Source organism: Rhodoferax sp. (assembly GCF_023700745.1).
In the GTDB taxonomy this organism is placed as follows: domain Bacteria; phylum Pseudomonadota; class Gammaproteobacteria; order Burkholderiales; family Burkholderiaceae_C; genus Rhodoferax.
This window is the reverse complement of record NZ_JAMPYG010000011.1, coordinates 32,640-58,605: the sequence shown is the minus strand read 5'-3', so window position 1 is coordinate 58,605 and position 25,966 is coordinate 32,640. Positions and strand designations below refer to the sequence as shown.

The 25,966-nt window shown below is 57.9% G+C and carries 27 protein-coding genes and 1 pseudogene; 12 read left to right on the top strand and 16 right to left on the bottom strand.

Features of this window, described 5'->3' with window-relative positions; translation table 11 throughout:
* Positions 1-10: 10 nt before the first annotated feature.
* From NDJ10_RS10180 to NDJ10_RS10165, 4 genes are all read right to left on the bottom strand, one after another.
* Positions 11-2,161: a bifunctional TVP38/TMEM64 family protein/FAD-dependent oxidoreductase gene (locus NDJ10_RS10180; protein WP_296161765.1), complete on the bottom strand. Its 2,151-nt coding sequence runs from the start codon at positions 2,159-2,161 to the stop codon at positions 11-13.
* 150 nt (positions 2,162-2,311) lie between these two features.
* Positions 2,312-2,881, bottom strand: coding sequence for a carboxymuconolactone decarboxylase family protein (locus NDJ10_RS10175; protein ID WP_296161763.1), 570 nt, complete (start codon positions 2,879-2,881; stop codon positions 2,312-2,314).
* Positions 2,882-3,462: 581 nt separating this feature from the next.
* The gene (gene gor / locus NDJ10_RS10170; protein ID WP_296161760.1) at positions 3,463-4,839 is read right to left on the bottom strand and encodes a glutathione-disulfide reductase; all 1,377 of its coding nucleotides are present in this window, start codon (positions 4,837-4,839) and stop codon (positions 3,463-3,465) included.
* A gap of 102 nt (positions 4,840-4,941) precedes the next feature.
* A complete protein-coding gene (locus NDJ10_RS10165; RefSeq protein ID WP_296161758.1) occupies positions 4,942-5,784 on the bottom strand; it encodes an AraC family transcriptional regulator in 843 nt (280 codons plus the stop codon).
* Positions 5,785-6,081: 297 nt separating this feature from the next.
* Here NDJ10_RS10165 and NDJ10_RS10160 point away from each other — a divergent pair, with 297 nt between their 5' ends.
* Genes NDJ10_RS10160 through NDJ10_RS10145 form a run of 4 tightly spaced genes read left to right on the top strand, consistent with a single transcriptional unit; the run spans position 6,082 to position 8,559 of the window.
* Positions 6,082-6,339, top strand: a complete 258-nt coding sequence (locus tag NDJ10_RS10160; RefSeq protein WP_296161876.1) for a DUF2282 domain-containing protein — start codon at positions 6,082-6,084, stop codon at positions 6,337-6,339.
* Between the two features lie 30 nt (positions 6,340-6,369).
* A complete protein-coding gene (locus NDJ10_RS10155) occupies positions 6,370-7,266 on the top strand; it encodes a DUF692 domain-containing protein (RefSeq protein WP_296161757.1) in 897 nt (298 codons plus the stop codon).
* On the top strand, positions 7,263-8,048 hold the full coding sequence (locus NDJ10_RS10150) for a DNA-binding domain-containing protein (RefSeq protein ID WP_296161754.1): 786 nt from the start codon (positions 7,263-7,265) through the stop codon (positions 8,046-8,048). Before NDJ10_RS10155 ends, NDJ10_RS10150 begins: the two co-directional genes overlap by 4 nt.
* A gap of 37 nt (positions 8,049-8,085) precedes the next feature.
* Positions 8,086-8,559 (top strand): DoxX family protein, encoded by a 474-nt coding sequence (locus NDJ10_RS10145; protein WP_296161874.1) that lies wholly within the window; start codon positions 8,086-8,088, stop codon positions 8,557-8,559.
* 31 nt (positions 8,560-8,590) lie between these two features.
* Here NDJ10_RS10145 and NDJ10_RS10140 read toward each other — a convergent pair whose 3' ends face one another.
* Positions 8,591-8,797, bottom strand: a complete 207-nt coding sequence (locus NDJ10_RS10140; protein WP_296161753.1) for a zf-HC2 domain-containing protein — start codon at positions 8,795-8,797, stop codon at positions 8,591-8,593.
* Entirely contained in the window at positions 8,794-9,420 is a 627-nt protein-coding gene (locus NDJ10_RS10135; RefSeq protein WP_296161751.1) for an RNA polymerase factor sigma-70, read from the bottom strand. The genes NDJ10_RS10140 and NDJ10_RS10135 overlap by 4 nt, the downstream gene beginning before the upstream one ends.
* A 515-nt stretch (positions 9,421-9,935) precedes the next feature.
* Between NDJ10_RS10135 and NDJ10_RS10130 the strand changes: the two genes are divergently transcribed.
* The 4 genes from NDJ10_RS10130 to NDJ10_RS10115 all read left to right on the top strand — a co-directional run bounded on the left by NDJ10_RS10130 (position 9,936) and on the right by NDJ10_RS10115 (position 13,601).
* On the top strand, positions 9,936-10,769 hold the full coding sequence (locus tag NDJ10_RS10130) for a thymidylate synthase (protein WP_296161748.1): 834 nt from the start codon (positions 9,936-9,938) through the stop codon (positions 10,767-10,769).
* Complete coding sequence (locus NDJ10_RS10125; RefSeq protein ID WP_296161746.1) at positions 10,733-11,653, top strand: DMT family transporter; 921 nt, start codon at positions 10,733-10,735, stop codon at positions 11,651-11,653. Before NDJ10_RS10130 ends, NDJ10_RS10125 begins: the two co-directional genes overlap by 37 nt.
* Positions 11,650-12,138: a dihydrofolate reductase gene (locus NDJ10_RS10120; RefSeq protein WP_296161744.1), complete on the top strand. Its 489-nt coding sequence runs from the start codon at positions 11,650-11,652 to the stop codon at positions 12,136-12,138. The genes NDJ10_RS10125 and NDJ10_RS10120 overlap by 4 nt, the downstream gene beginning before the upstream one ends.
* Positions 12,139-12,344: 206 nt before the next feature.
* Positions 12,345-13,601 carry a site-specific integrase gene (locus NDJ10_RS10115; RefSeq protein WP_296161742.1) on the top strand — a complete coding sequence of 419 codons (1,257 nt, stop codon included), beginning with the start codon at positions 12,345-12,347 and terminating at the stop codon, positions 13,599-13,601.
* A 49-nt stretch (positions 13,602-13,650) separates the two neighbouring features.
* Here the strand turns inward: NDJ10_RS10115 and NDJ10_RS10110 are convergent, their stop codons facing one another.
* From NDJ10_RS10110 to NDJ10_RS10095, 4 genes are read right to left on the bottom strand one after another with little or no spacing between them, the layout of a single operon-like run.
* On the bottom strand, positions 13,651-14,181 hold the full coding sequence (locus tag NDJ10_RS10110) for a hypothetical protein (RefSeq protein ID WP_296161740.1): 531 nt from the start codon (positions 14,179-14,181) through the stop codon (positions 13,651-13,653).
* On the bottom strand, positions 14,171-14,470 hold the full coding sequence (locus NDJ10_RS10105; RefSeq protein WP_296161738.1) for a hypothetical protein: 300 nt from the start codon (positions 14,468-14,470) through the stop codon (positions 14,171-14,173). Before NDJ10_RS10105 ends, NDJ10_RS10110 begins: the two co-directional genes overlap by 11 nt.
* Positions 14,471-14,472: 2 nt before the next feature.
* Positions 14,473-14,775 carry a hypothetical protein gene (locus tag NDJ10_RS10100; RefSeq protein ID WP_296161736.1) on the bottom strand — a complete coding sequence of 101 codons (303 nt, stop codon included), beginning with the start codon at positions 14,773-14,775 and terminating at the stop codon, positions 14,473-14,475.
* Positions 14,772-15,818, bottom strand: coding sequence for a PRTRC system protein D (locus NDJ10_RS10095; RefSeq protein ID WP_296161734.1), 1,047 nt, complete (start codon positions 15,816-15,818; stop codon positions 14,772-14,774). The genes NDJ10_RS10100 and NDJ10_RS10095 overlap by 4 nt, the downstream gene beginning before the upstream one ends.
* 1,222 nt (positions 15,819-17,040) lie before the next feature.
* Here NDJ10_RS10095 and NDJ10_RS10090 point away from each other — a divergent pair.
* Positions 17,041-18,219 carry a phage integrase N-terminal domain-containing protein gene (locus tag NDJ10_RS10090; RefSeq protein WP_363318703.1) on the top strand — a complete coding sequence of 393 codons (1,179 nt, stop codon included), beginning with the start codon at positions 17,041-17,043 and terminating at the stop codon, positions 18,217-18,219.
* Positions 18,220-18,256: 37 nt separating this feature from the next.
* On the opposite strand, the gene NDJ10_RS10085 is transcribed toward NDJ10_RS10090, so the two are convergent.
* The 6 genes and pseudogenes from NDJ10_RS10085 to NDJ10_RS10060 all read right to left on the bottom strand — a co-directional run bounded on the left by NDJ10_RS10085 (position 18,257) and on the right by NDJ10_RS10060 (position 23,038).
* Positions 18,257-19,267, bottom strand: coding sequence for a nucleotidyl transferase AbiEii/AbiGii toxin family protein (locus tag NDJ10_RS10085; protein ID WP_296161731.1), 1,011 nt, complete (start codon positions 19,265-19,267; stop codon positions 18,257-18,259).
* Complete coding sequence (locus tag NDJ10_RS10080; protein ID WP_296161730.1) at positions 19,260-19,856, bottom strand: DUF6088 family protein; 597 nt, start codon at positions 19,854-19,856, stop codon at positions 19,260-19,262. The genes NDJ10_RS10085 and NDJ10_RS10080 overlap by 8 nt, the downstream gene beginning before the upstream one ends.
* 77 nt (positions 19,857-19,933) lie before the next feature.
* Positions 19,934-20,179: pseudogene (locus NDJ10_RS10075) on the bottom strand (RES domain-containing protein); the annotation flags it as partial.
* Positions 20,176-20,583 carry a DUF2384 domain-containing protein gene (locus tag NDJ10_RS10070; protein ID WP_296161729.1) on the bottom strand — a complete coding sequence of 136 codons (408 nt, stop codon included), beginning with the start codon at positions 20,581-20,583 and terminating at the stop codon, positions 20,176-20,178. The pseudogene NDJ10_RS10075 and the gene NDJ10_RS10070, both read right to left, overlap by 4 nt.
* A gap of 81 nt (positions 20,584-20,664) precedes the next feature.
* Complete coding sequence (locus tag NDJ10_RS10065) at positions 20,665-20,907, bottom strand: hypothetical protein (RefSeq protein WP_296161728.1); 243 nt, start codon at positions 20,905-20,907, stop codon at positions 20,665-20,667.
* Between the two features lie 70 nt (positions 20,908-20,977).
* On the bottom strand, positions 20,978-23,038 hold the full coding sequence (locus tag NDJ10_RS10060; RefSeq protein ID WP_296161727.1) for a ParB/RepB/Spo0J family partition protein: 2,061 nt from the start codon (positions 23,036-23,038) through the stop codon (positions 20,978-20,980).
* A gap of 44 nt (positions 23,039-23,082) precedes the next feature.
* On the opposite strand from NDJ10_RS10060, the gene NDJ10_RS10055 reads away from it, so the two are divergent.
* From NDJ10_RS10055 to NDJ10_RS10045, 3 genes are all read left to right on the top strand, one after another.
* Positions 23,083-23,343, top strand: a complete 261-nt coding sequence (locus NDJ10_RS10055) for a hypothetical protein (RefSeq protein WP_296161725.1) — start codon at positions 23,083-23,085, stop codon at positions 23,341-23,343.
* A 27-nt stretch (positions 23,344-23,370) separates the two neighbouring features.
* Positions 23,371-23,547 (top strand): hypothetical protein, encoded by a 177-nt coding sequence (locus tag NDJ10_RS10050; protein WP_296161723.1) that lies wholly within the window; start codon positions 23,371-23,373, stop codon positions 23,545-23,547.
* 264 nt (positions 23,548-23,811) lie between these two features.
* Complete coding sequence (locus NDJ10_RS10045) at positions 23,812-25,965, top strand: metallophosphoesterase (RefSeq protein ID WP_296161721.1); 2,154 nt, start codon at positions 23,812-23,814, stop codon at positions 25,963-25,965.
* The last annotated feature ends 1 nt before the right edge of the window (position 25,966 follow it).

Below are 25,966 nucleotides of genomic sequence, written 5' to 3'. Positions count from 1 at the left end.
CATGGTTTGGCTAGCCCCGCTTCCAGGCATGAAAGCGCGCCAGCCAGGCCAGCACCTTTTGCGGTGCGTGGGCGCGCTTCCATTCACCGGCCACGTATTTGTTGGCTTCGGCCAGTGTCGGGTAGGTGTGAATCGTGCCCAAAATCTTGTTCAAGCCCAAGTCATGCTTCATGGCCAGCACGAACTCGGCCAGCAGGTCGCCCGCATGTTCGCCAACGATGGTCACACCCAGAATGCGGTCCTTGCCCGGCACCGTAAGCACTTTGACAAAGCCGTGTGCCGTACCGTCGGCGATGGCGCGGTCCAGGTCGTCAAGGCCGTATTGGGTGACTTCATAAGGGGTATTCTTTTCTTTCGCCTCCTGTTCGTTGAGGCCGACACGGGCCACTTCGGGCTCAATAAAGGTGGCCCAGGGCACTACGGAATAGTCCACCTTGAACTTCCTGAAGTCGCCAAACAGTGCGTTCACTGTTGCGTACCAGGCCATGTGGCCGGCCGTGTGGGTGAACTGGTACGGACCCGCCACATCGCCGGCCGCATAGATGTTGGGGTAGAGCGTTTCCAGGTAGTCGTTCACCACGACAGTGCGCTGGGTCGGGATGCCCAGCTCTTCCAGGCCATAACCCTGCAAACGGGCAACACGTCCCACGGCACACAGCAAGGCATCGAATTCGATGCGTTTCTCCTGCCCCTGGTGTTCAACGACGATGAACTTGCGCTCACCCTCACGCTCGCAGCGCAAGGCCTTGTGGCCGGTCAGCACGTCAATACCGTCCCGTGCCAGCGATTCGCGGGCCAGATCGGAGACCTCGATGTCTTCGCGGATCATCAGGCGCGGTGCCATCTCGATCTGTGTCACCTGGGAGCCCAGACGGGCAAAGCTCTGCGCCAGTTCGCAACCAATCGGCCCGCCGCCCAGTACCACCAGACGCGCTGGCGGCGATTCGCGCTTGGCAAATTCATCCCACAGCGTGTCGCTGGTCACAAAGCCAACCTCATCCAGACCCGGCAAGGGCGGCACGAACGGGCGGGCACCGGCAGCAATCACGATCGCACGTGTGGTCAGGCGCTGGGTACCGCCATCGTTCAATGTGATCTCGACCGTCCAGGGATCGACGATGCGGGCATGGCCTGCCAGCACTTCCACGCCGAGTTCGGTGTAGCGTTCCACGCTGTCGTGTGGCGCCACGGTGGCAATCACCTGGTGCACGCGGGCCATCACCTTGCTGAAGCTGAACCTGGGCTCAGCCGCGCTCAAGCCATAGTTTTCACCGTGGCGCATCTGGTTGGCAATGCGGGCGGACTTGATCAGGGCCTTGCTCGGTACGCAGCCGTAGTTCAGGCAGTCGCCGCCCATCCTGTCCGCTTCCACCAACGTCACCCTGGCCTTGACGGCTGCTGCAATGTAGGCGGTGACCAAACCTGCCGCGCCACCGCCAATTACCACCAGATTGCGGTCAAACTTTTGCGGGCGCTGCCATTTGGCATAGACCCGGCGCCCCTGCAACATCGTCATGAACTTTTTGGCCAGCATGGGAAAAACGCCGAGCAGTGCAAAAGACAGCAAAAGGCCGGGCGACACAATCCCCGACAAGCTGGTGACCTTGGCCAGTTCAGTGCCCGCATTCACATACACCAATGTGCCCGCCAGCATGCCCAGCTGGCTGACCCAGTAGTAGCTCAGGGTACGAATGGGCGTCAGGCCCATCAGCAAATTGACCAGGAAAAACGGGAATACGGGTACCAGGCGCAGGGTGAACAAATACAGGGAGCCCTCTTTGGCCATGCCTTCGTTGATGGCTTTGAGGCGATTGCCAAAACGTGCCTGAACGGCATCACGCAACAGGTAGCGCGATGCCAGAAACGCCAGTGTGGCCCCGATGCTGGACGCAAACGACACGATCAAGGTGCCCATGGACAGACCAAACAGGGCACCAGCGGCCAGGGTCAGAATGGCGGCTCCCGGCAGCGACAGCGCAGTGGCAAGCACGTACACAGCGAAAAACGTCAGACCCACACCCAGAGGCGACGCGGCACGGTGCACCTCAAATTGCCCGAGGCTGGCTTTCATGCCGTCCAGGGTCAGGTACTGGTCCAGCTCAAGGGCAAAGAAGCCGAAGGCCAGGAGGGCAGCGGTGACAAGAATCAGTAGTTTTTTCATGGGTCGCCCATTTTCATCCAACTTGCCAGAGGCAATGCCTGCCAGCACAGCAGCACAAAAATCCCGACCAACAAGCAGGAACAGCGCTGTTGAGCCGATGAACCGCTCGAAACTTTCAGGCACAAATCCGTGGGTTATGGGCGGCAGTTCTCAATCAACTTTGTAGGCCGCAAAGCGCTCGTCCACGGGGGTGGCAAAGAGGTGGTTGCTGAAGTTGCTCAGGGTCTTGACGGCAATGGCCAGCACAAGGTACATCAGGTCGGTTTCCTGGTAGCCCGCGGCCAGGAAGGTTCTCACGGTCTCGGCGCTGGGCTGGCCGTGGCTGTTGACCATGGCGACAGTGGTGGCGTACAGCGTGGCCAGTTTGGCATCGGGAATGGCGGTTTGCGCGCGAATGGCCTTGAGCACATCGGCAGGTACCCCCGACATTTTGTCCGCGATCATGCTGTGCGCCGCGGTGCAGTAGTTGCAGCCGTTGACCTGGCTGACCGCCAGAAAGACGACTTCCTGCTCGGCCGGCTTCAGGCCGGATTCACCACGGAACAAAGCGTAACCGTGCAAGTAGGTACTCAGCACGCCCGGCGCGTTGGCCATGTTGGCGTACATGTTGGGAATGAAGCCGACCTGCTTGAGGGCCAGGTCGAGAATTTCCTTTGGTTTGCCCTGGGCTTGGGCATGGTTAATCGACTGCAGATTTTTGACAATTGGGGTCGTGGGCATGGCAAGTTTCTCCTGTTGAACAACGCTAAAACCAAAGTGCCAAAGAGGAATTTCCTGGCTCATTTCGCGATAGCCAATGTTAGGCAAGCGGAAGCGTTTGGCGTGGACCAAACGTCTCGTTTGAGTGTTTAACCGTTCCAGTTATGTCAACGCTCAGCCGCATTGCGGAGTATGAAAACGGCAATGGCTGCAACATCCGACAGATTGCCCATGCCGGAATGACCGGTGATACCGGGAATTTTCATAAGCAATAATTCATGTTGGCATTGCGGTAGCGCGGCTCCCCCCTTTTGGTAATGTTCCCAGCGGTACGTTCATACGAACCACTGGACCTGATTGACAAGCTTCGGCTGCAGGTTCACCTGAGCATGTGTGGCAATTGCCGTCATGTGGAAGAACAGCTCAACCTGATTCACAGGATGGGCACGAACATCGGTACGCTTGATCCGTGTGATGATTCCGACGATGCCGCGGCACCACCCATGAATTCACCCACTTGAGTTCGGAACGCGGCTCAGGCGGCGGCATTCGGGCTGCTGCACTGCTGCTGATCGTGCACGCGGTTCTGCGCCGAAGCTTGTTCAGGCTTCGCGTTGACGGGTGATCTTGTCGCGCAGGGTCACAAATTCTTCGGCCGCCGAGGGGTGCAGCGCGACGGTGGCGTCAAAGTCGGCTTTGGTGGCCCCCATGCGGATCGCAATGGCCAGGCCCTGGATGATCTCGGGTGCGTCTGCGCCCACCATGTGCGCGCCCAGCACGCGCTGGCTGGCCGTGTCCACAACCAGCTTGATCAGGGTGCGTTCGTCGCGTCCCGAGAGGGTGTGGCGCATGTTGCGGAATGTGCTGCGGTAGATGTCGATTTCGCCATACCGGGCCAATGCTTGTACCTCGGTCAGTCCCACGGTGCCGATGGGCGGCTGGCTGAACACGGCCGACGGCACCGTGGTCAGGTCAGCGCTTACGGGAGTTGGCCCAAACAGGGTGTTGGCCAGCGCTGCGCCTTCCCGTATGGCCACCGGTGTCAGCGCAATGCGGTTGGTGACATCGCCCACCGCGTGAATGCTGGGGATGCTGGTTTGACCAAAGGCATCCACCTTGACGCCGCCCGCCTCGTCCAGCGCCACGCCGGCTTCGGTCAAACCCAGGCCCCGGGTGTTGGGCACACGCCCGGTGGCGTACAGCACGGCATCCACTTCAAGCGGTATGCCTTGTATGCCGGTGACTGACACGGACAGGCTGACATCGTTCAATTTGTCGATGCGCGTGACGTCCTGGTGCAGCAGCACGGTAATGCCTTTTTTGACCATCTCCTCAAACAGGTGCGCGCGCACGTCGTCGTCAAAGCCACGCAACACCTGTTCACCCCGGTAGCACAGGGTGACCCGCGCGCCCAGACCGTTGAGGATGCCGGCAAATTCCACCGCAATGTAGCCGCCACCGACAATCAGCACGCGCCGCGGCAGCTGCGGCAAATCGAACACCTCGTTGGAAGTGATGGCGTGTTCAATGCCCGGAATTTGCGGCATGAAGGGTGTCCCGCCAGTGGCTACCAGGATGTGTTCGGCCGTGATCTTATGCCCGTTCACCGCCACCGTGTGCGCATTCAGCAGGCGTGCTGCACCATGCATTACTTCGACCCTGGACCCATTCAGGTTGTTTTCATACAGCCCGCTCAGGCGGGTGATTTCCTTGTTTTTGGCCTCGATCAGTTGGGGCCAGGAAAACTCTGCGGGCGGCACCGTCCAGCCAAAGCCCTGCGCATCGGCAAAGTCTTCGGCAAAGTGGGCCGCGTAGACCAGCAGTTTTTTCGGCACGCAACCGCGAATGACGCAGGTGCCACCATAACGAAAGCTCTCGGCAATGGCCACGCGTGCGCCCAGGCTGGAGGCAATGCGCGCTGCGCGCACACCACCCGAGCCGCCGCCCATGACAAAGAGTTGATAGTCGTATGAAGTCATTTGTTTCCTGAGGTGCTATGCGCCGCAGCGCGGGATGCCGCCATGATGACAGACCGGGTGAAGGAATCCAAACCCGGCGTCTCGTTGTAGGGGTCGAGCGTCTCAGGCCGGGTTGGTCCGGGCTTCCTGCTCACCTTTGAGCCATTCAGTGGGCGAGCAGCCCAGCTTGCGCACAAAAGCCCGTGTCAGCGCACTGGCGCTGCCGTAGCCCACATCGTTAGCCACATGCTTGAGTTGCCGCCCCTTTTTGAGCAGACCCTGCGCCGTCATGACACGCCACGACGCCAGGTAGTCAGCTGGCGTTTCGCCGGTAACCGCACGAAATCGCACGGCAAAGCGGGCACGCGACATGCCGGCCAGTGCCGCCATGCTGGACAAATCACGCGCTTGTGCCGGGTCAGCATGCATGGCGGCAAGCGCTTTGGCCAGCCGAGTATCGGCCAGCCCGGCCAGGGTGCCGCCTTGCGTCAGACCCTGTTCAATGCAGTGGCGCAGCAGGCGGATCATCAGCACTTCGCACAAGCGGTCCAGCACCGCCTGGCGCCCATTGTGCTCAGCAAAGGCTTCGTCAAACATCAGGCCCAGCAGCGCCTCGACCCCGGCCAGTGCCGTCAACCTGACCATTACCACATTGGGCAATGAATCGGTAATGGGGTTGCGGCCGCCGCCGCCAAACTGAACTGTGGCGCACACCACGTCGGCCCCGGTACGGTCATCCGCCACAAGTCGATGCGTATCCGGACGTGGCAGAAACAACAAGGTAGGCTCGGTGATCTCGAAATTTTCCTGCCTGACACCAATGACGTGCACCGGTCCGCGCTTGATGAGATGAATGTGTCCACGCGCGCTGTCTTGCGCAAAGTCGTGGATGCCGCAGATGTTGCCGGTATAGAAAACACCAGCGTGCAGGGAAAAATGCGAGAGCAGGGAAGTGAGTTTGTCCATGGCGTGATTTTGATACGAATGGCTATCCATGTGATTCTTTTAAACACTTTTCGTATCGTATCTGCCGATAAGTTCGGGTATGTCGATCAACAAGAAAAAACCATGGGGCCGTCATGGCAAGAAATCAACCGCGACTGTAAGAAAGCAGCGCCAGCCCACGACTACAGAAGCAGCGCAGAACAAAAGCCGTGTTCCGTGCTGCACCCAACCCACGTTTTAACTTGTAAAAGGACATTCAAAATGAAAGCTCAGACCACCACTGCACGTTACGTATCCGCTGCCGGCCTGGCTCTGGCCATGAGCGCCGCCATGACCATTGCCGCTACCCCTGCCGCCGCGCAAATGGCCGACAAGGACAAGTGCTTCGGCGTTGCCTTGAAAGGCAAAAATGATTGCGCCGCCGGTGCCGGCACAACCTGCGCAGGCACATCGAAAATTGATTTTCAGGGCAATGCCTGGTCGCTGGTTCCAAAAGGCACTTGTGAAAAAACAGTGTCCAAAACCTCGCCCACCGGGTTTGGCCAGCTGAAGGCCTTCAAGGAAGTCAAGGCCTGATCTTCCCGAACTGCAAGCGGAGCGCCTGACATGACAAGCCCGGTCAACATGGCATTGCCGTCTCGGGGCGCTCGCGCCAAGTCATTGCCCGCGCGGGCCGGTGTGGGCTTGAAGCCCGCACATTTTCAGGAGATATTGGCGACGCAGCCAGATATTGGTTTTTTTGAAGTCCACGCCGAAAACTACATGGTGCCCGGTGGGCCCCATCACCATTACCTGAGCCGCATTCGCGCACATTACCCGCTCTCCATTCATGGGGTAGGTTTGTCCATCGGGGCCGATGCAGCGCTGGACATGGACCATCTGGATGCGCTGGCGGTACTGCTGGCACGCTACCAGCCGCAATCGTTTTCAGAGCATCTGGCCTGGTCCAGCCACGGCCCCGCGTTCCTGAACGACTTGCTGCCACTGCCTTACAACACCGCCACCTTGCAGCGCGTGTGTGATCACATTGACCAGGTCCAGTCACATCTGGGCCGGCGCATGTTGCTGGAAAACCCGGCCACCTACCTGGAATTCACGGCCTCCACCTGGGACGAAGCCGCTTTCTTGAGTGAGGTGCTGCGCCGCACCGGCTGCGGTCTGTTGCTGGACGTGAATAACGTCTATGTCAGCAGCATCAACCACGGGCGTGACGCGCACGCCGCCATCCGCGCGCTGCCGCTGGCGCAAGTGGGTGAAATTCACCTCGCTGGTTTTGCCCGGGCGCAAGATGGCAACGGCGACCTGCTGCTGATTGACAGCCACGGCGCGCCCGTCGCCCAAGCGGTGTGGGACCTGTATGCCTTCACGCTGGGCTTGACGGGCCCGGTGGCCACCCTGCTGGAGCGTGACAACGATGTGCCGGCCTGGCCGGTTTTGTTGGCCGAGGCACACCTGGCCGATCAGCAGTTGCTTGCGTTGCGCACCGAAGAGGTGACGGCATGAGCAGTCAAAGCGCTTTTGCTGCTGCCCTGCTGAACCCGGAGCTTCCTTGCCCCGGTGGCCTGAGCACCTGGAACGGCTCTGACCCTGCAACGCGTTTCGCGGTCTATCGCAACAACGTCATGGTGTCCCTGGTTGACGCACTGGCCGACACCTTTCCCGTCGTGCAGGCTTTGGTGGGCGAAGAATTTTTCCGGGCCATGGCGCAGGTATTTATCCAGGCGAACCCGCCACGCTCGCGCCTGATGGCGTTTTATGGACACGACTTTGCTGATTTTGCGGGCGCCTTCCCGCCCGCCGCTTCGGTGCCATATCTGGCCGATGTGGCGCGCCTTGAAATGGCGCGGGTTCTGGCCTATCACGCGGCTGATGTGGACCCACTTCAAGTCGAAGCCCTGCAGTCTGCGCTCGCTGATCCGGACAAATTGACTTCTTTGCAGCTGATGTTGCACCCCTCGGTGCAGCTCATTGAGTCCCGGTTTGCCGTTTTTTCGCTGTGGGCAGCGCATCAGGGCACGCTATGCCTCTCAACAGTTGATCCGGATCAAGCGCAGGCAGCGCTGGTTTTCAGAAACGGGCTCGACGTGGTCACCCAGGCATTGGTCACCAGCTCGGCGACGTTTGTCAGCGCCCTGCAAACCGGTCAGACGGTGATGGCTGCCACGGATACGGCAAGCGGTATTGATCCCGAATTTGATTTAAGCCACGCCCTGGCCTTGTTGCTGCGCTGGCAGCTCATTACCCAGATCATCACCGGAGTACCCTGCCATGAACACAAGCACTGAATCATTAAGCGCCACAGCCGTGGCTGATGCCGGGCTCATGCCCAGACTGATTCGCCAGTTCATCAGCCTCTGCACGCACGTTCCCAATACCTTGCTGGCGTTTGTCGCACGCTTCTCCATTGCAGCGGTGTTCTGGAAGTCGGGCCAGACGAAAATACAGGGCCTTGAGATCGACATCGTCAGCCGCGAATTCACTCTGGGCTGGCCGCGTCTGTCAGATTCGGTGGTCGACCTGTTCAGGGATGAATACCGTTTGCCCGTGATTCCACCCGAAATGGCCGCCATCATGGCCGCCTTTGCCGAGCATTTTTTCCCGCTGCTGATTTTGTTCGGCATGGCCACCCGCCTGTCAGCCCTGGCTTTGCTGGGTATGACGATGACGATCCAGCTGTTTGTCTACCCCGATGCCTACCCCACCCATGGCACCTGGGCCGCCGTGCTGTTGTACCTGATGGTGCACGGGCCGGGCAAGCTGTCGCTCGACCACTGGCTTGCAAAGCATTTCCAGTAGCTCCCCAGGCCACAAGGAAGCCGTACCAGCTCTATTTTTTGACTTCGTCATTCCGACCTTCGTCAAAGCCCCTGGCATACGCCTTCATGGCCTTGCGGAGAAACGGCACTTGCAGGCTGAAGTTCTTGCACCCCGCGCACATCATGACGTGCATCTTCAGGTTGATGGTTTCCGTGAGCGACAGCGTCCGCTCCTGCGACTCGGAAATCAATCGGGTGGCTTTTTCACAGTTCATCATGCGCGTTCTTCCTTCAGAAACCAGTTGTTCTCCAGACACTCCCGCAGACGCAGGCGTGATCGGTGCAACATCACATTCAGGTTGGTGGTGGTGATGCCCACCGTGCTGCAAATTTCATTTGCGTCAAGCTCGACAAATTCTTTCATCATGAACACCCGGGCCTGGTTGCCGGGCAGCGCTTCCAGACATATCTCGAACACTTTCCAGAACTGGTTTTGATGCAAGGCGTCTTGCGGGTTGCCCCAGGTGGCTGGCCTTTCATCGGCCTGCCAGTGGCCTTTTTGATCAAAGAGCTTAGAAAAGTCTTCGTCTTCTTCATCTTCCCTGAGCAGGCTGCTGGCATCGACCATGCGCTGTTTCTGTCGCAAGTTATCCGCAATCTTGTTTTTCAAGATTGCAAAGACCCAGGTTTTCAAGGCGGCGCGGCCAGCAAAAGAGCTGGCATTTTTCAACGCACCAACCAGCGCCTCCTGCACGGCATCTTCTGCCGCATGGCTGTTGGAGAGTTGCAGCGTGGCGAACTTCAGCATCTGACGCCGCAAGTCAGTCAGAAATGCCGCGTCAGTCAGGATGGATGCTTCGGACGCCGCCGGAGTCGTGCCTTCATTTGTCAAAGTCCCCATCATTGATTTCCCCGTGGTGTCAATTCATTACTGACCGCACTGTAGCTTGCTTTGCCGTAGGGAAAGTACTGCCTGAAGCCAGGAAATTTTTACGCATCAAGGACTCAGAAAGATCGACCAAATCACCCGCCGACCCAAACCAGTCTCTTTTTTTCATGGGTGCATTCTGTTTTGACGGCATGCCACTTAGTCGTGACGACAAGCCGGTTTGTTACACCCGCAGGCCTGCCTCGACGCGAACGACATGCCGTGACAAGACACGTTGGTGCATAGCGGGAAAAAGTTTGCTGACCCAGGCGAGCGTCTGCTTTCAGCCGCAACGCAGCAGGGCATCTCCGTTAACATGGCGCACCAAGTGTCATGGCCTCCAAGCTGCCCCGAATCATGAAAGAAAACCCGTCACTGCGAGCGCAACGCGGCAGTCCATGCCGTCGGAAGTCATGGATTGCTTCACTGCGTTCGCAATGACGCTGTTCTTTCACGTTAACTTTAAAAAGTGTTTTCTTATTCTTGTCATGTCCCAATCACACAGCTCCCAATACGAAAATCTGCTGCGCCATGTGGACACCCATGGTGTTTTCAAGTCCGACCGCACTGGCACCGGCACCAAGAGTGTCTTCGGCCACCAGATGCGCTTTGACCTGGCCCAGGGCTTTCCGCTGGTCACCACCAAAAAGGTGTTCCTGCGCGCCATCATCGTTGAGCTGCTCTGGTTTTTACGGGGTGATTCCAACGTCAAATGGCTGCAAGACAACGGCTGCACGATCTGGGACGAATGGGCCAACCCCGACACAGGTGACCTGGGGCCGGTCTATGGCGTGCAATGGCGCAGCTGGCCAACGCCGGACGGCGGTCACATCGACCAGATCAGCCAGGTCATCCAGACCCTCAAAAGCAACCCGGACTCGCGCCGCATGCTGGTCAGCGCCTGGAACGTGGCCGAACTCGACAAGATGGCGCTCATGCCCTGCCATGCCTTTTTCCAGTTCTACGTGGCTCCGGCAACCGAACTGGGCGGCAAAGGCAAATTGAGCTGCCAGCTGTACCAGCGCAGTGCCGACATCTTTCTGGGCGTGCCCTTCAACATCGCCAGCTATGCACTGCTGACGCACATGGTGGCGCAGCAATGCGACCTGGACGTCGGCGACTTCATCTGGACCGGCGGCGACTGCCACATCTACAGCAACCATGCCGAACAGGTGGCACTGCAACTGGGCCGCCAGCCGTTTGCCTACCCCACGCTGGAAATCAAACGCCGGCCGACCTCGATTTTTGACTACGTCTATGAAGACTTTGCGGTGAATGGCTACCAGTGCCACCCCGCCATCAAGGCCCCGGTGGCGGTGTGATCAGCCGCCGCCAGATCTGGGGCCTGGTTGCCCTCACGCTGATGTGGGGCATCAACTGGCCCATGATGAAGTACAGCTTGCGCGAGCTCTCACCGCTGTACTTTCGCGCCATCACCATGAGCTTTGGTGCCCTGTGGCTGTACAGCTATTACCGGTTCAAAGGCGTGCGCATGTGGCCGCAACATGCCGAATGGCGCAGCATCATCGCCCTGGGGCTGCCCAACATGCTGGGCTGGCACACGCTGTCGATCCTGGGTGTGAAAGAGCTCGCCAGCGGACGCGCCGCCATTCTGGGCTTCACCATGCCCATCTGGACCGTGCTGCTGGGTGTGCTGCTGTTCAAGGAAAAACTGACCCGGCGCATTGTCTTTGCCATGGTGGCAGTGGCATTGACCATTGGTTTGCTCACTTTCAACGAACTCACGGCATTGCGTGGCAAACCGCTTGGCATTGTCTGGATGGAGCTGGCCGCCCTGTGCTGGGCTGCTGGTACCCTGCTGATGCGCAGGATGCGCCTGACGATCCCGATGGAGACGCTGACGGTCTGGATGCTGGTTCTGGCCAGCATCTGCCTGTGGCTTTTTGCGGCCGTGCTTGAACCCTGGCCCAGCTGGCAATTTTCTGCCCCGGTGTGGGCCAGCCTTGCCTATGGCGCACTCATCAACTACGGATTTGCCCAGGTCATCTGGTTCGGCCTGGCCCGCCATTTACCACCCGCCACCAGCGCCATGAGCGTGATGGCGGTGCCGATGGTGGGCACCCTGAGCGCGACCCTGATCGTCAACGAAATACCCGGCTGGCCAGACCTGGTGGCGGTACTGTGCGTCATGGGCGCCATTGCTGCCGTGCTGCTGCCACCGCGCCCAACCGTGAAAACCTTATGAAACTGAATCTGATCCTGGCCCGTGCCCGCAATGGTGTCATTGGCAACAACAACGCCTTGCCCTGGCACCTGCCCGAGGACCTGACGCACTTCAAGCGCAGCACGCTGGGCTGCCCGGTGATCATGGGCCGCAAAACCTGGGACTCGTTACCGCCCAGATTCCGCCCCCTGCCCGGGCGCCTCAATGTGGTGGTGACGCGCCAGCCCGCCTGGACGGCAGATGGCGCGGTGGTGGCCAATTCCCTCGAAGCCGCCTGTGCCGCCTGCCCCCCTGACAGCACGGCCTGGGTGATCGGTGGCGCCGAGCTCTACGCCCAGGCGCTGGCGCTGGCCAGCACTGCGGTCGTGACCGAGCTTGATGCCGATTTTGAGGGTGATGCCTTGGCACCCAGTTTTGGACCAGAGTGGAAGGAAATTGCCCGCGAATCCCACCTTGGCAGCACGGGTCTGGGCTACAGTTTTGTGACCTACCAAAAGGGGACTTGAACCATGAAACTAGCCACCTGGAACATCAATTAGCATCCCATATAGGCTCAAGAAATCCCACAATAAAGCTAAATACATATATTTATCAATAAGTTACAAATAACTCCATCCCAAGACGTTTCATTGAAGCACGGCCAAAATGGGTAGCTAGGTGGGTAGCTAGCGTCTATACTGACGCTACCAGCTACCCAACCTCAAGCATCACCATGGGAACTCAAGTCAACCTGCTCGACGATGTCCAGATACGACATTGGATAAACAAAGGCGCGCCACTCGCTCGCTCGGATGGCGGCGGCCTGACATTCACACTCTCAAACTCAGGCACGGCCAGTTGGGTGCTTCGCTACCGGACAGGTGCTGGGCGGCGCAAAGAACTGACACTCGGCAACTACCCTGACCTTTCGCTTGCGAAGGCACGGCAACTTGCACGCGCAAATCGCGTGGAAGTCGACAAAGGCAACGACCCGGCAGTCGAGAAAAAAGTTGAGAAGATGCGCTCCAAGATGGCATGGACCGTCCGCGCACTCATAGCTGACTACAAAGGAAAAAAACTCGTCACGCCCCATCTCGCCGAAGGAACCATCTACTACCGCAAGTGGGATTTCGAAAAGGTCATCCTGCCCAAGCTCGGCTCCCTCGAAGTACAGCAGGTCACCCCGGCAGAAATCGTGCACGTCTTGGAATCGGCCAAACGCTCCTGGACCATCTCAAAGCGTATCCTGACTTCGTGCAAACTGTTGTTTGCGCATGCTTGCGGCAAACGTCTGATTGACTCCAATCCGACAGCTGGTATTGACTTGGTTGCCTTGATGGGGCAGCGCCCCCCTGTTCGCAAGCGTGTGATGCTTACCGAGGAAGAGCTCCGCACGCTACTCGCCAATATCGATGACATTGGCCTTGAGAATGCCCTGGCCTTTCGCATTCTCTTGGCAACCTGCGTACGGTCCGTTGAGCTGGCGAAGGCCCGGTGGGAGCACATTGATTTAGACCGTGGAACCTGGTGGGTTCCCGATGAGTCGGTCAAGACACGAAACGGCTTCCTCGTGCCGCTAACGCCAACCGTTGTCGGTTGGTTCAAAGACCTGCAGGATCTCGCTGGTGACTCTCCATGGATATTGCCTGCACGTGTGGAGCGCAGGCGGAGACGGCTTGGAGATATCCACGTTGGCGAAACAACACTCTGGGCGGCCATCGCAAGAGCATTCGAACGGGGCGATATCGAGATCCGTAAGTTCACCCCACACGACACGCGAAGCACCGCCAAGGGACACATGCGCAACATGGGAATCTCGCGCGAGATATCCGAAATTGCATTGAACCATACCCTAAAAGGGATGGAAGCGATCTACGACGTTCGGGAAGAAATTCCCGAACGCAGGGTCGCATTGGAGCGATGGGCCGCTTTCATCGCTGCTTGCGAAAGTGGGACGCCTTGGAATGTCGTACCCTTAAAAGTAGCGTGACGCAATTATCAAGATGGGCATGTCTGCGGGTTGACATGCGCCAGATCATTCACCGCCAAGGCGGATCACACGGTCGAACAAACGCACATTTCCGACACAGACCCGATGAACAGATGGCCTGAGGCTCAACCTTCCCAGCAAACAGATCCCCTCGCCTTATCGCCAGAGAAATTACATCAGCATGTGCCATGAGCCTCACTCGATGACAACCCATTCGGAAGCCATCTGGCCGCTCAATCACAATATAGGCGAAATCCGCGACAGCATCTCCCGTATGTGCCATCAATGCCACGCGCTGCGCCGACAATTCAATGACATCCGACTGATACGTCCGATTCTTCTCCCTGGTTTTCAGCTCAACCAGCACCAACACACCTGCCGCATTGCGATAAACCTTATCCACCCTGGCAGAAATTGACACTGGCCCGGCGGATTTGAACAACCGTTCCGAATAGACCAGGCAGGCGCTTCTCAATTCTGGCGGCAACCTTGCCCGGCGTGGATCTGACCTGCTGCGCCACCACCAAAGGACGAGCGCGAGCGCGCCCACGCCAATAACGGCTGCATGGTCAAGTCTCATGATGCGGTTTCCTGACTTGAAACCACTTCGCGACACACAAAGTTAGCCAGCGCCCAAATATCAGGAAAACAATGAAATAACGCCACCAGCGGGTCCAGTCCATATGCCCCTCCCGATAAAAGCGCGCGTGCGCCCGTCGTCCGCGCTTGATTGCCTGCTGCTGTTCAACGGTTCGCCGCTTGCCATAGCGATGTTCAAACACCACCAGCCGCTCGCACACGCCCATCTGCGCCAGTTCTGACGCGCTGACTGACGCTCTCCGGCGTCCATGTTTCTTCACTGGCGCCATGATCAGTCATCCCCATCGAGCATTGGCACATCGAACGCCTGGACGACATGCCCTGCAACGGCGGGATTGACCTTCGAGGGCGCGTGCAACGCTGATGCAGTCGCTTGAGATAAGGTACCCGCCACCGGCATCAGCATCCAGTTCTGTGCCATCAACCCCTCATGAGCCAAAAAGCGCAAGCGGTTCACCCGCTTCGTGCCCTTGTTGAACCGGATCAGGTCGTCGTAGAGGCGCGGGTTGTCCTCCCGCGTCATCTCAAACAGCAGACGCACCGGCTCACTGTTTGTTTCTTGGTCCCGGCTCATGCGCCCTCTCCTTCCAATCGCGTTGTGCGAGCCGCACGGCCGGGACTTTGCATCGCTGTGGCGGCGTAATTCGTACCTGCGATCTGGTAACCCCGCAGATTCGAGAACATCGGTTCTTTCACTTCCAGAATCTGATGCGTCGCGAACGCCTCCTTCACCGCCTTTTTGAACAGAAAAGCACCACCGCCCACCAGAATGACGTGCTGGACGTCATAGAACTCCCCGATACGGCGCATCATCGCCCCCACGGCCTGCTTGGTGACACTTTCCACCACCGGCTTCATGCGTGCCAGACTGTAGGTTCGCTGGAAGATCATCAAATTCTTGTTGGTGCGCAAGGCCAGATCGATGGCGTCCAACTGGTTGTAAGGTCGGCCAATCTCTGCACTGATGTCATCCGCAATGACCTGCAGGATGTCCGATACCCCGCGGTTAACTGAATGGCTGCGCTTGTGCGACAACTTCATACCCCGCGCCACTAGCCAGTCGAAGGTGCGCGAACCAGGATCGATCACCAGGCTATGCTCGTTCTCCATTGCCACCACCTTGTCATGCTGCGAGGCATAGTCGATCAACGCTCCGTTGGGCTGGGCCATGGCCAGCGCCTTGCGCACCAACACGGTCTTGCCATTGCCCACGTCGTGGGGGCCAGTCATCAATTTTTCCAGTGCGGCCTTCTTCAAGGCAAACATGGCCACCGGCAGCCCCACCACCAGCAGGTCGATGGTGTCGACCTTCATCATGCGCAGTGCGCCACGTGCCAGGGCCAGGTATTCCGGGGTGTCAATAAAGTTGTCGTGGATCTGCGTGGCACGAAAGGTGTCGGCGGCCAGCATCACGTCCGGCCCCACCTCGTAGAACATCCCGCCAATCGGGATGGCGACGGTTTTGCGGCGATCCGCACCCAGGGTGGTGGATGGGTCGCGCGGAAAGGGATAAGCCAGTGAAGGAAAACTGGCGCAGCGGATGTCGTCACCGGAGATACCCGCGACGTACTTGGTGTTGCCGTAGCCAACGTCCACGGCTCGAATGATCAGTTCCATAAAAAGACTCCAATTCAGGGTTACAGGTCGATCAGCATCGGTGGCCCGATGCCGTCCATCCACGCAAAAGTCCCCTTCAAACCGTCCGATTTCGGGATCAGGTCTGGCCTGGGTCTAAATACAGCGATGTCAGTTCGCACTGAAATGAGACCATTTCGTCAGCCCCTTGAAAGAGCACTGCGTGTCGAACCACGGTCTCACCGCAAACCGAGCTGTCAAGGGCGTGATTTGCGCGGATCACGCCGATTTGTGCTATTTCCGTGGCCCAGCCCTGCGAACCGGCCATTAACCCGGTCAAGGTCCCGTCCGAGACCAGAGGCAGCAATTTCCCTTGTCAAGCCCGCATGCAGCCTCACTTTCAATCCCTTCGGGACAATAAACTCGGCTCACAGGCACATCCCGGTCGTTCAATCGCCACCCAAAACCACCGGGAAATCAACACCATTTCCGGCACGCCTGCTTGACTCATCCTCTGGGTCAGCGTCAACTACAGGTTTCCGAGGGCCGTCCTGGCCCTGCTCCATCGAGGAGCGCAAGGCGTCGCAGTCGTTACCTGCCCCAAACTCCGGTCCTTGAACCGGAATTAGCTATCAACCCCTGAGGTGATGGCCTCGTTTTTTTTTGTAGTGCAACCCCTTGTGGCCTTGCCAGCACTTTTCGCTGGGCGTTCCCTGAAACGCGCCACGGTTTTCGAGCACCCGGTCGGCACCTGATGCCGCACCCCTGTTCCCGCCATCCTTTGAGCACGCGTTTTACGCATCGCGCGGTTGTGTTTGCCTCTTTAGGCTCCCCGCGCGTTCCCGCTCACAAACTCGGCACCGCCCTGGACTTTCGGTCAGGGGTGGACCCATGCGAGTGGATGGCGCTACGAATCCAGAACTGATCCATCAGTACGTGCAGGGCTTGACCTTGTCACGGATGCCCTTTGCCGCCCTTGAGGTGGGTGGGCATCGCCAACCCCATGGTTGTAGAAATGCACAGGTGGGACGGATCACATGTTTCATTTTTAAGGAAGACCGAGCTGGCCAGCGCAGAAGCGCTGGCTGGCAAAACCTTGGGTAGGTGCCGCACATCGGTGGTCGGGTGCGGCGCCAGAGTTTTTGATCACTGACCTGCTGGGCGACGGAATCCGCCCGACAGGCGACCCCCTTGGGATTCCACGCAATTTTCAATACCGGCTGGCCGTTCGGGCGGCGAGCGGTCGACCCTGGAACATAACGCCATGAAAAACAGACCTTCTTTTGAAACTTCTCTTCGCCGACCTCAAGGCTCGGTAAGTCCTGGCCGCATGGCAGCCAGTCAACCCGTGCGCCGCCTACAGTGGGCCGGCAAGACCACCGAAGAAATTCTCGCGTGTTACCAGCCTGGCAAGGCGCCACCACTCAAAGTGCTGGAGGTACTGCTGGAACTCTTCAACACCCTGCACACCTCGCTGGAGAAAACCGTTTCCCACAAGACGCGCTATGAACGCGCCCAGTTCCTTCGGCGGTTCTTTCGTGACCTGAAAGCCAAAGCAGGGTTCAACACGATTCCCGATCCACGCAACCTGGGACAGAAACACATTCATGCGATGGTGCAAGTCTGGCAAAAAGAGCATCTGGCCCCTGCCACGATTCAAACCTACCTGAGTTTCCTACGCGGCTTGGGCATGTGGATGGGCAAGCATGGCTTTGTGCGGGGGCCAGCGCATTACGGCCTGAGCTTGGAGGAATACCAGCGGCATGAATATGCGCAGCGGGACAAGAGCTGGTCTGCCGCCGGAATCGATATTGAGGAACTCATTGAGCGGGTCTGCGCCTACGACCGGTATGTCGGCGCTTCGCTGCGATTGATCAATGCCATGGGGCTGCGACGCAAGGAGTCCATCCAGTTCCGGCCCTTTGAGCACGTCTTGCCTTTCCGCGAAACGGGACTACCCATCGACAGCAAGGCAGCGGATCGGTATGTGAGGATCAAGGGCAAGGGCGGGCGGGTTCGCTTTATACCTTTGGACAGCCCTGCCCGGTTGGCGGCGGTCGATCTCGCCCAAGGCCTGGTATGCAACCGGGATGCCTATTTGGGGGACCCTGCCAATGATCTGAAACAGAACCTGCGGCGCTTTGACTACGTATTGGAGAAATTCGGGATCACGTTTCGGGAACTGGGCGTGACGGCACACGGCCTACGCCATGAAGTCTTGATCCAGTTCTTCGGCGACCAGACGGGTCAACCGCCGCCGGTGCGAGGCGGTGGGCCGCTGCCGCCAGATCTGGACCTGGCGGCGAGACGGGCCGTGTCCGAACTGGCAGGACATGCGCGGATTCGAGCTTCGGGGGCGTATCTGGGAGCTGCGTCGGTCAATCAACAGGGCGCTGGTAGATCAGCGGCCAGAAAAGAAACCAATTCACATCCGCAAGAATAAAGTGGCGGTCTTTTCGGATGGCGTTCTATTCCGGTGATCAGGTTGCGTTGGCCTTCTGCTGGATGACTCGGCATCGCGCCAGTAAACCCTCGAAAGGTTCGACGTCATCAAGGAATAAACCATCATCGACCATATGCTGATAATCAGCGGCCAATTTGGCCAACGCCCCGTCACCCGGTACGAGTTGGAGCCCACCGGAGACGGCCGCGTGATAGTCGATGACATCGCCTTTGGGGTTCTTCTCTGCGAAGAACATACTCTTGTGATCGGCAACTGCTTGAGCGAGTGCCTTGTCCGCGATGGCGGCATTCGCGAAACCGGCAGCGTCAAGCCGGGTCACGTCATGCCAGTGACGCGCGAAGCGGTCACCGCCACGGAACTCACCCTGGGCGCAAAAGACGTGAATAGCCGTGGCCTTTTCCCAAAAGGTTCGCTCAGCCCGCATGACCTGTGGCGTTGCAGTGGGGAACTCGACTCCTTGTAGATGCTTGGCCGCGTCACAGCGGATGGTGCGTAGCTCACTGGGCTCACCCGTGGAGCGGGCACCGAATTCCAGCATGACAGACGGTGGGACATAGCCCGTCCCTTTGGTCAACGGTTCGTAATCAACAAAAACTTTGTCGCCCTCGGCCCGTACCACTGCCGGTAAACTTTGCAACGCAAGGTCTTGCTTGAGCCGGGGCACGATCTCGGCATCAACCCAGCTTGCCAGGCGCGCACGGATTTCTTTGCTCCATTTCTTTTCCTGGCTCTTGCTGGCCGGCAACGGCGAACCCGTGTCGCCCATCAAATCACTTGCGATGGCCCTGATGTCATAGGTCAAGTCCACGTCTTCGGAGAAGCGACGGACAACACCGTAGGCTTTTGACAGGGATATACCGCCCTTGAAAACGAGATGCTGCGCGTAAGGGCCAGTGAAGAGGTGTTGCAATGTCCAAATCACCCAGATGTCTTTTTCCAGCAAGTGCGGCGGAATGCCGGATGTGTTGGCTGCCGTATTCAGCGCTTCCAGGCGTTCTGCGGAGGAGAGTTGGAAAAACTCAACCATGGGCCACCAGAGCACTGACCTCTTGGGCCATCCAGGTTGGCAGGCGGGCGCGTGCCGAGGCGACCTCTTCCAACTCGGACGATGGCAATTTGGAACGCAACTTCCGAATCGCCTCAGCGGTTTTTTCTGGCCCCAACCAGGCCAATGCTCGCACCACATCACCGGCAGCTCGACCTGGAAAGATCAATTGCCAGATCGGCGCGTGCCGGAACTCGACCATTTGTGCGCCCAGCTTCAACTGGCGGCTGCGCCCGGATGTGAGATATACCGCCCGCATTGGCACCTGCGTGGTCAAGCCCAGCGCATTGGCAGCGGCAGCGCCGTGAGACACGATAGTTTCCCCGCGCTGGCTTACCAGACCCTCAACCATCTTGACAGTTGAAGGCGCACGGGTGCCGAAGCGACTCTCGACGGGCAGGACATAGATGCCTCGGCCTGCGCGCAGCAGAGTACCGCGACCCACAAGACGCGACAGCACTTGGTCCACCGCAGCTCGACTGCCCAGGTGCAGCAGTTCTTTGGCGGCCAAAGGCGTGCCTTCCGGCAACCGGGAGGCGTGCTCCAGTACTTGTTTGGCGAGGGTTTGCATGGCGATGGCTCTTAATTGGTAGAATTATCTTCTTATTTCTGACACTTTTCAAGACGTCAGTGTTTGAAAGCAGGTCAGAAATCGACCACCGGCGCTGCCGTCAGTCGGTAACTCGTCAACGTGCCCGGAGGCAGCAGCGTGGAAACCTGCTGGTATTCGCGAACGGCCGTTTCCGTCTCCATTGCCAGATAGAGTGCCTCCACGCCGGGTCGGTTGGCCCTCCCGCCATGCTTGGCCGCCCCCGCCCCGCTGGTTGGTGCAACGGCCCATCGGGGCACAGGCATCCGGTAAGCCGTGACGTCGGCCAACGCGGTCAGCTTTATCCTGCGGCACCCGCTTCAAGCGACTCCACATAGCGCAGAACATCCTCAGTGCGCCCTTCCGATACCAGTTGCTCTGCTGTCTTGTAGCCAAACGGGGGCAAGGGCTCGTTGCGATACCAAAAGATGGCGCGGGTGACGTCGCCGGACAGGTCATGGGCCGCGCGCATTACGCGCAGCGCCTCGCGCAGAAATTTCTGCACGCTCTCCGATGCCGGTGCCCGGCTGATGGTGTTGCGATGGACGTGTGCCTGGGTGGCAAGCGTCTGGATGTCGATGCTCAACACGTCGCCGAATCGCTTCGGCGACAGCGTAGACGCCCCCGCTTCCTGGTCACGCAGGAAATCAATGAAGCCATCGAAACCGTGACTCAAGGCAGGAGAAACCTGAAGGGTTGCAGGGAACATACTTTCTTCCTATACGATTATCAGTCAAATTATGCACTATTTTTGCACTTATGACGCACTACGGCTATTGTGGTTATCGCCCTATGCTGCGGGCGACACCTCGAAGTCGTCATCGGGGTAGATCGCCACGCAGCGCGGCGGAGACTCCTCGGTGTCGATCTCGTCCGCGCCAACACCGAACCGGGACAGCGCCGCGCAACGCGCCATTTCCTCGCTGGATTCGCTCACCTCGCCGATGTACTGCGACCGGCCTTCCCGGATCACGTGCACGTTCCACTTTCTCTGCATGATTTGAAACCTCCGTTGCAACAGTTCAAAACTCATGGTCTGACACGCTCCCCGTGTCAGTCCGCCTGGGCAAACCTCCGCAGGGTTGCTGACTGCCGACTTCTGGTTACCCGGCCAACGCGGGCTCCTGCGCCCACTGTGTTGCGCCGTCCGGTTCCACATGCTCTTCGCCAATTGCCACAGGCGGTTCGTCGCTATCTCCAGACGGGTTGACCTTCTCAGACATCCCGACCCGTAGCACGGTGGGCAACCAGCCCGTACCCGCCACGGTCTGTTCGGCGCCTGTCACGGCTGCATCCTTCTTGAGTGTGTCCAGCGGACTGGCGGCATTGGCATCGACGGCTTCGGTCACGACCTCCAAAATGCGGCCCTTGGACACGTGGTTGAAATACGATGGGCCGGTGGCCGACCACCACTTGCTCATGTCCAGTCCCAATGCAACAGCCAGCGCATCGGTGCTCTGCTTGCTTCGCTCCACACCGTAGACACCGGTGACGGTCGAAGCAATGAGGAAGGTCAGCAATTGCTGCACAGTGATGGGCTCCTGCGCCAGCACCCACGGAAAGATTGCATCTACCGATTCCGGCAGTCGAGCCGCCCAGGCTGCGCGCTCGGTGTCCATCTTCTGCCATGCTGCGCTGGTCTTCATGTCATCAGCTTCGGACGGCAGACTTGCATGGGTGTTGGTGGCGCTCATCGTCAAAACATCGTCGCTGCCGTAGTGGCGGCGGAAACCGTCGACCAGCAGTTTCACGGCCAAATGGGCAGTGATCGCGGCCAACGCCACGTCGGGGCGGTCAATCAGTTCGGCCTGGACTGCGGCCACCCGGTGGGCGGTGAGACGGCGCATCAGCTTGTCGGAATGGACTGGGCGGGTCTTGGGTGAAGGCAGTGACACCAGCGATTCATCATCAGCGCCCTCGCCTGCCAGCCGCGCCGCCTGCGCCATGTCGCTGCGGTCTTCGGGACGAACCAAACCGCACTTGAGGGCCACTGTGCCATCGTTGCCAACGAAGACCACGCATCCAGCCTGGACCATCAGGTCAGCAGGCCAGACGTTGAAGGTGTCTTCCAGTGCCTTGATCTGGGCCTGCAAGCTCTCGGACTCGGTTTCGAGCTTGTCGTATTCGCCATTTTCATCGCTTTCATCCGATTCTGCTTCGGCCAGTGCCTCCATCTGGTCGTTCAACGCAGCCAGTCGGGTTTCAAATTCCAAGAGGCTGGCGGCTTCCTGTCCGGAGGGCTCGCGCCGGGTTTTTCGTAGTGCGCCGTACTTGACAAACTCGTCGTAGTTGTAGCGGACACGGACATCGACCCATTTCCAGCCATCAGCGGCGACCTGCTTCGCCTTTTTCTGCAGTTTGTCGGTGGCCAGCTTCTCCAGCAGTGCTGCATCCAGCAGGTAGGCTTTCTTGTCGTCGTCGCTGAACAGGTCGCGGCGCAGGGTGCCACCGGCTTTCTCGTAAGCCTTGACAGTCACGTACCGGGCGACGGGGTCGCTGTCAGACTCAATCTCGCCCTGTGTAAGCAATTGGCGCAGGTAGTCGGGACGGCGATTCCAGGTCGGCACACCAGACCAGGTCTGTTCCTGCTTGTGGTGGTCGTCCACCGAAGCCAGCACCATCAGGCAGTCCAGACCGATCTTGTCGGCCCGGAACTGAGCCATCAATTGGGGAGAGACCGTGGCCAGCTTCATGCGGCGTTTGACCACCAGAGGTGTGACACCGAAGGCGGCGGCAACGTCTTCGACCGACTTACCCTGGGCCGTCAACTTGGCAAAGGCGGTGTATTCCTCGGCGGGATGGAGCGGGATATGGAAGCAGTTCTCCGCCAAGCTGGCGATCAGTGCCTTGTCGGCAGGCACCATCAGCACAGGCACGGGATAGTTGTCTGGAATGTCACTATTGGCAACCAGCAGGGTTAGCGCCTCAAGGCGGCGACCACCTGCACAAACCTCGAACAGACCGCGTGCGCCCTTCACCACGATCAGGTTTTGCAGGACATTACTTTCCTTGATGGATGCCGCCAGTTCGGCAATGCTCATCTTCGACGTGCTGCCAGCCGAGCGGGCCTGGTAAGTTTCCGACAGGATCAGCTTGTTGAAGGGGATGGTGGTGCGGGGCGATGCTTCGATGACGGCTTCGATTTCGGCTTTCGAGAATTTCATGGAGACTCCTGAAGGGTTAAAAAGGGACCAGCGACGTGCTGTCCATGCCTTCAGAATCTCATGCGCTGCGCGTTCTTCAAGCCCTTCAGTGCGATAGCATCGCTGCATGTTGCGCGGGAAATCGCGTCACAAAATTCAGCCTGAATTCCGCATTGCTCCGCACCACCGCCGCCCTGCCCATGCCGCCGCTGTACGAAGTCCTGTTCCTGTTTTCCGCACTACAAGGGTATCTTGCGGAAATAAAACGGCTCGACCAATCCGCGCTCTCGACCAAAGCCACGGTTTACCAATGGCTGTGGATCTAGGCAGCGACGGTCACCACGCTGCAGTTCGTGGAAATGGTCACGTTTCCGCGCCAGCAACGCACATTCAAAGAGGCGTTGCTGTGGTTCGATGATACGAAAGGCGAACTGTGCTGGAACAAAGGACCGACCGAACAGCTCGTTGCGGAGCCAAGCGAGACCCTGCCGCAGCCCCTGCTCCGACTGGTCAATTTGCACTTGAGTTGAATCACGGTCACCCCACCGATCCCCTTACACCCCGCTTGAGGAATCACAATAGACCACCGCAAAACACACCATTCGCACCATGTGTATCGCGCATTTTTTGCCTGAAGTAGCTGACCAGTGCGCCTCACTGAAAATCATCTATGAAACAGGACCACCGCGCCCTCCATTTTCGGCCATACTTCAACCAAATTGGATAACACATGCACCAGCGTGAAGGGGAGGCTTGCCCAACGCCACGCAATCAACCAAAGGATGATCTTGCTCATGGACAACCGGCACTCAGTCGAAAATCTAAACTTTCTGCACGTTACAGACTGTCACCTGTCAAACAAAACGGACTACAAAGAAAAAGATATCAAATTGCATGGAGCTGACGTAGAACAACCACTGCGCCAGGAGGTGCTAGAAAAAACACTTGCAGCGGTCGCCGATGCTTTGGAAGCAAGTGGGACCAAGTTAGATGCGATAGTCTTTTCTGGAGATGGAACGATTCAAGGTAGTCCAGATGGGCAACTGACCCTTCGAAACATGCTACTAAAGCATTTCGAAAAATCAGGTATAGATGCTGGAAAAATTGTCGCTACCCCAGGCAATCACGATATTGTTTCTGGAACCAAACCGAACACGGCTGAACGATACCGCCTATTCCAGTCCGCATGGATGACACCAGGTGAGGCTTCAATCGTTCCGTTCTTGGACGGAATACACGATATAGGTAAGCTCGATTTCGATAAGCATGTCTTAGTTGGGACAGATAGGAAATGGGCGGTATTCCCCATCAACAGCTCCAATTGGTCCCAAATACGCCTGAGCGCCACGGAAAACAAGGACGTCAAAACCTTACAAGACTTTCTGGCCACACAAACGGATCCAAAACCACTGATGGAAGCGTTGGAGCAACTGACGTCTTACGACATGGCGCGAATATCGAACAACCAGTTGTCGGCGATTAAGCTACTCGCAACCGCTACCCAAGACATCCCACTTCGAATAGCGGTCCTACATCACCACCTTTTGCCGGTAAGTGACCGAGAAGAATTTAAGGCAGGTGCAGACATCACAAACCTTGGCGCATTGAGGCAGGTTCTCTTGGAGCATGGATTCCATATTGTGGTCCATGGTCACAAACATCACGCGACAGCACATTTCGATCACATATACCCAACTTCTCGAGACGGGGGCATCGAAAGTCCACATCGGCTACTGACAATATCTGGTGGATCTTTCGGCCCTACGAGTACAGAGCCGGACACGCCCGTGCGTCTAATTTCAGTTAAGAACATCCCCAATGCACCGACCTGCCATATCCGTAATTACGAAATAGGCAAAGCTGGGCAAAAAATAAAGTCCAGCGAACTTAAGCCCATTCAACTTTGGGAAAATGATCCCGCGTCAATGGGGCCAATCAGCATCTATGGTGATTCTGTGGATAAGGTCTATGCGCGGTCAATTCAATCGATTGCAAAGTATCCAACAAGATCCATTGCCTGCACCGTTGAATTTGAGTCCCCTGGCACTTGCTCGTTTCCTTTTGCCTACCCCTACAGTGGTGATGACAACGAAAGGGATGAATGGTTTACAGAAACAGTCAAGTGGTGGCAGCAGCCGACATCTCGAATGGACGGCAGGATCCCCTATATTCATGGAAGCCGCCTTAAGCGGTTCGGCGGAAATATTGATCAAATAGAGCGAATCATCACACTCCTTAAGAGCAAGGAACCGACCAGCAAAACAATCGCGCTTGTGGTGGATCCGGGGCGGGATTTTGGGCCAAAAATTTCCTTTGCTTCGTTCTGTTTAGTCCAATTCTGTCTGCGGCCAAATTTGGAATTGGATTGCATCGGGTACTACCGTGCGCAGGAATTCAATCACTGGTGGCCGGTCAACGTTGCCGAGCTTCGTTACCTTCAGGAAGAAGTCCTAGCTGAAACACAACTGAAACCTGGAAAAATTACAACCATCACTCCATATCCACGGTTAAGCGACGACATTCGACAGCCAACAAAGGTTGCAGTACCTCTCATTGATCAATGGGTCGACAGTCATCCAGTTCGTATCGCGCAAATAGCGCTTTACCTTGCCGATACATCAGCGGCCTCAACTGATGATGGTGTCAAGTATTGGAAGCGCTGCCTAATTGATCTAGAACACGCGACCAATGGATTTCATCAAGATGGGAACCCTGTTGCAATTGAAGGTTTGCAGTTGCTTGAGCAGTGGTTGACTGCTGCTCATGGCCCCATACAGATAGTTGAGGCCCTCAAAGAAATTCGCCAGAATAATGAGGATTTCAGCGCCCCACAGACCAATGCGAAATTCAAAAAATGGAAAACACGCAATGCGCAATGGCTGAAGAAATTGCAGGCTACATTGCCGACAAGTGAACAGTCCGATTCGACTTCACCAAGTCTTGCCTGAG

Coding starts and splice junctions, on each gene's coding strand:
- NDJ10_RS10085 (WP_296161731.1), bottom strand. CDS start 19,267: ATGGTTGAGTTTTTCCAACTCTCCTCCGCAGAACGCCTGGAAGCGCTG.
- NDJ10_RS10145 (WP_296161874.1), top strand. CDS start 8,086: ATGCCCAGACTGATTCGCCAGTTCATCAGCCTCTGCACGCACGTTCCC.
- NDJ10_RS10140 (WP_296161753.1), bottom strand. CDS start 8,797: ATGATGAACTGTGAAAAAGCCACCCGATTGATTTCCGAGTCGCAGGAG.
- NDJ10_RS10065 (WP_296161728.1), bottom strand. CDS start 20,907: ATGAGTTTTGAACTGTTGCAACGGAGGTTTCAAATCATGCAGAGAAAG.
- NDJ10_RS10055 (WP_296161725.1), top strand. CDS start 23,083: ATGCCTTCAGAATCTCATGCGCTGCGCGTTCTTCAAGCCCTTCAGTGC.
- NDJ10_RS10110 (WP_296161740.1), bottom strand. CDS start 14,181: ATGAGACTTGACCATGCAGCCGTTATTGGCGTGGGCGCGCTCGCGCTC.
- NDJ10_RS10165 (WP_296161758.1), bottom strand. CDS start 5,784: ATGGACAAACTCACTTCCCTGCTCTCGCATTTTTCCCTGCACGCTGGT.
- NDJ10_RS10175 (WP_296161763.1), bottom strand. CDS start 2,881: ATGCCCACGACCCCAATTGTCAAAAATCTGCAGTCGATTAACCATGCC.
- NDJ10_RS10180 (WP_296161765.1), bottom strand. CDS start 2,161: ATGAAAAAACTACTGATTCTTGTCACCGCTGCCCTCCTGGCCTTCGGC.
- NDJ10_RS10070 (WP_296161729.1), bottom strand. CDS start 20,583: ATGTTCCCTGCAACCCTTCAGGTTTCTCCTGCCTTGAGTCACGGTTTC.
- NDJ10_RS10130 (WP_296161748.1), top strand. CDS start 9,936: ATGTCCCAATCACACAGCTCCCAATACGAAAATCTGCTGCGCCATGTG.
- NDJ10_RS10120 (WP_296161744.1), top strand. CDS start 11,650: ATGAAACTGAATCTGATCCTGGCCCGTGCCCGCAATGGTGTCATTGGC.
- gor (WP_296161760.1), bottom strand. CDS start 4,839: ATGACTTCATACGACTATCAACTCTTTGTCATGGGCGGCGGCTCGGGT.
- NDJ10_RS10045 (WP_296161721.1), top strand. CDS start 23,812: ATGGACAACCGGCACTCAGTCGAAAATCTAAACTTTCTGCACGTTACA.
- NDJ10_RS10150 (WP_296161754.1), top strand. CDS start 7,263: ATGAGCAGTCAAAGCGCTTTTGCTGCTGCCCTGCTGAACCCGGAGCTT.
- NDJ10_RS10100 (WP_296161736.1), bottom strand. CDS start 14,775: ATGAGCCGGGACCAAGAAACAAACAGTGAGCCGGTGCGTCTGCTGTTT.
- NDJ10_RS10060 (WP_296161727.1), bottom strand. CDS start 23,038: ATGAAATTCTCGAAAGCCGAAATCGAAGCCGTCATCGAAGCATCGCCC.
- NDJ10_RS10160 (WP_296161876.1), top strand. CDS start 6,082: ATGAGCGCCGCCATGACCATTGCCGCTACCCCTGCCGCCGCGCAAATG.
- NDJ10_RS10090 (WP_363318703.1), top strand. CDS start 17,041: ATGAAAAACAGACCTTCTTTTGAAACTTCTCTTCGCCGACCTCAAGGC.
- NDJ10_RS10080 (WP_296161730.1), bottom strand. CDS start 19,856: ATGCAAACCCTCGCCAAACAAGTACTGGAGCACGCCTCCCGGTTGCCG.
- NDJ10_RS10095 (WP_296161734.1), bottom strand. CDS start 15,818: ATGGAACTGATCATTCGAGCCGTGGACGTTGGCTACGGCAACACCAAG.
- NDJ10_RS10105 (WP_296161738.1), bottom strand. CDS start 14,470: ATGGCGCCAGTGAAGAAACATGGACGCCGGAGAGCGTCAGTCAGCGCG.
- NDJ10_RS10155 (WP_296161757.1), top strand. CDS start 6,370: ATGACAAGCCCGGTCAACATGGCATTGCCGTCTCGGGGCGCTCGCGCC.
- NDJ10_RS10115 (WP_296161742.1), top strand. CDS start 12,345: ATGGGAACTCAAGTCAACCTGCTCGACGATGTCCAGATACGACATTGG.
- NDJ10_RS10135 (WP_296161751.1), bottom strand. CDS start 9,420: ATGGGGACTTTGACAAATGAAGGCACGACTCCGGCGGCGTCCGAAGCA.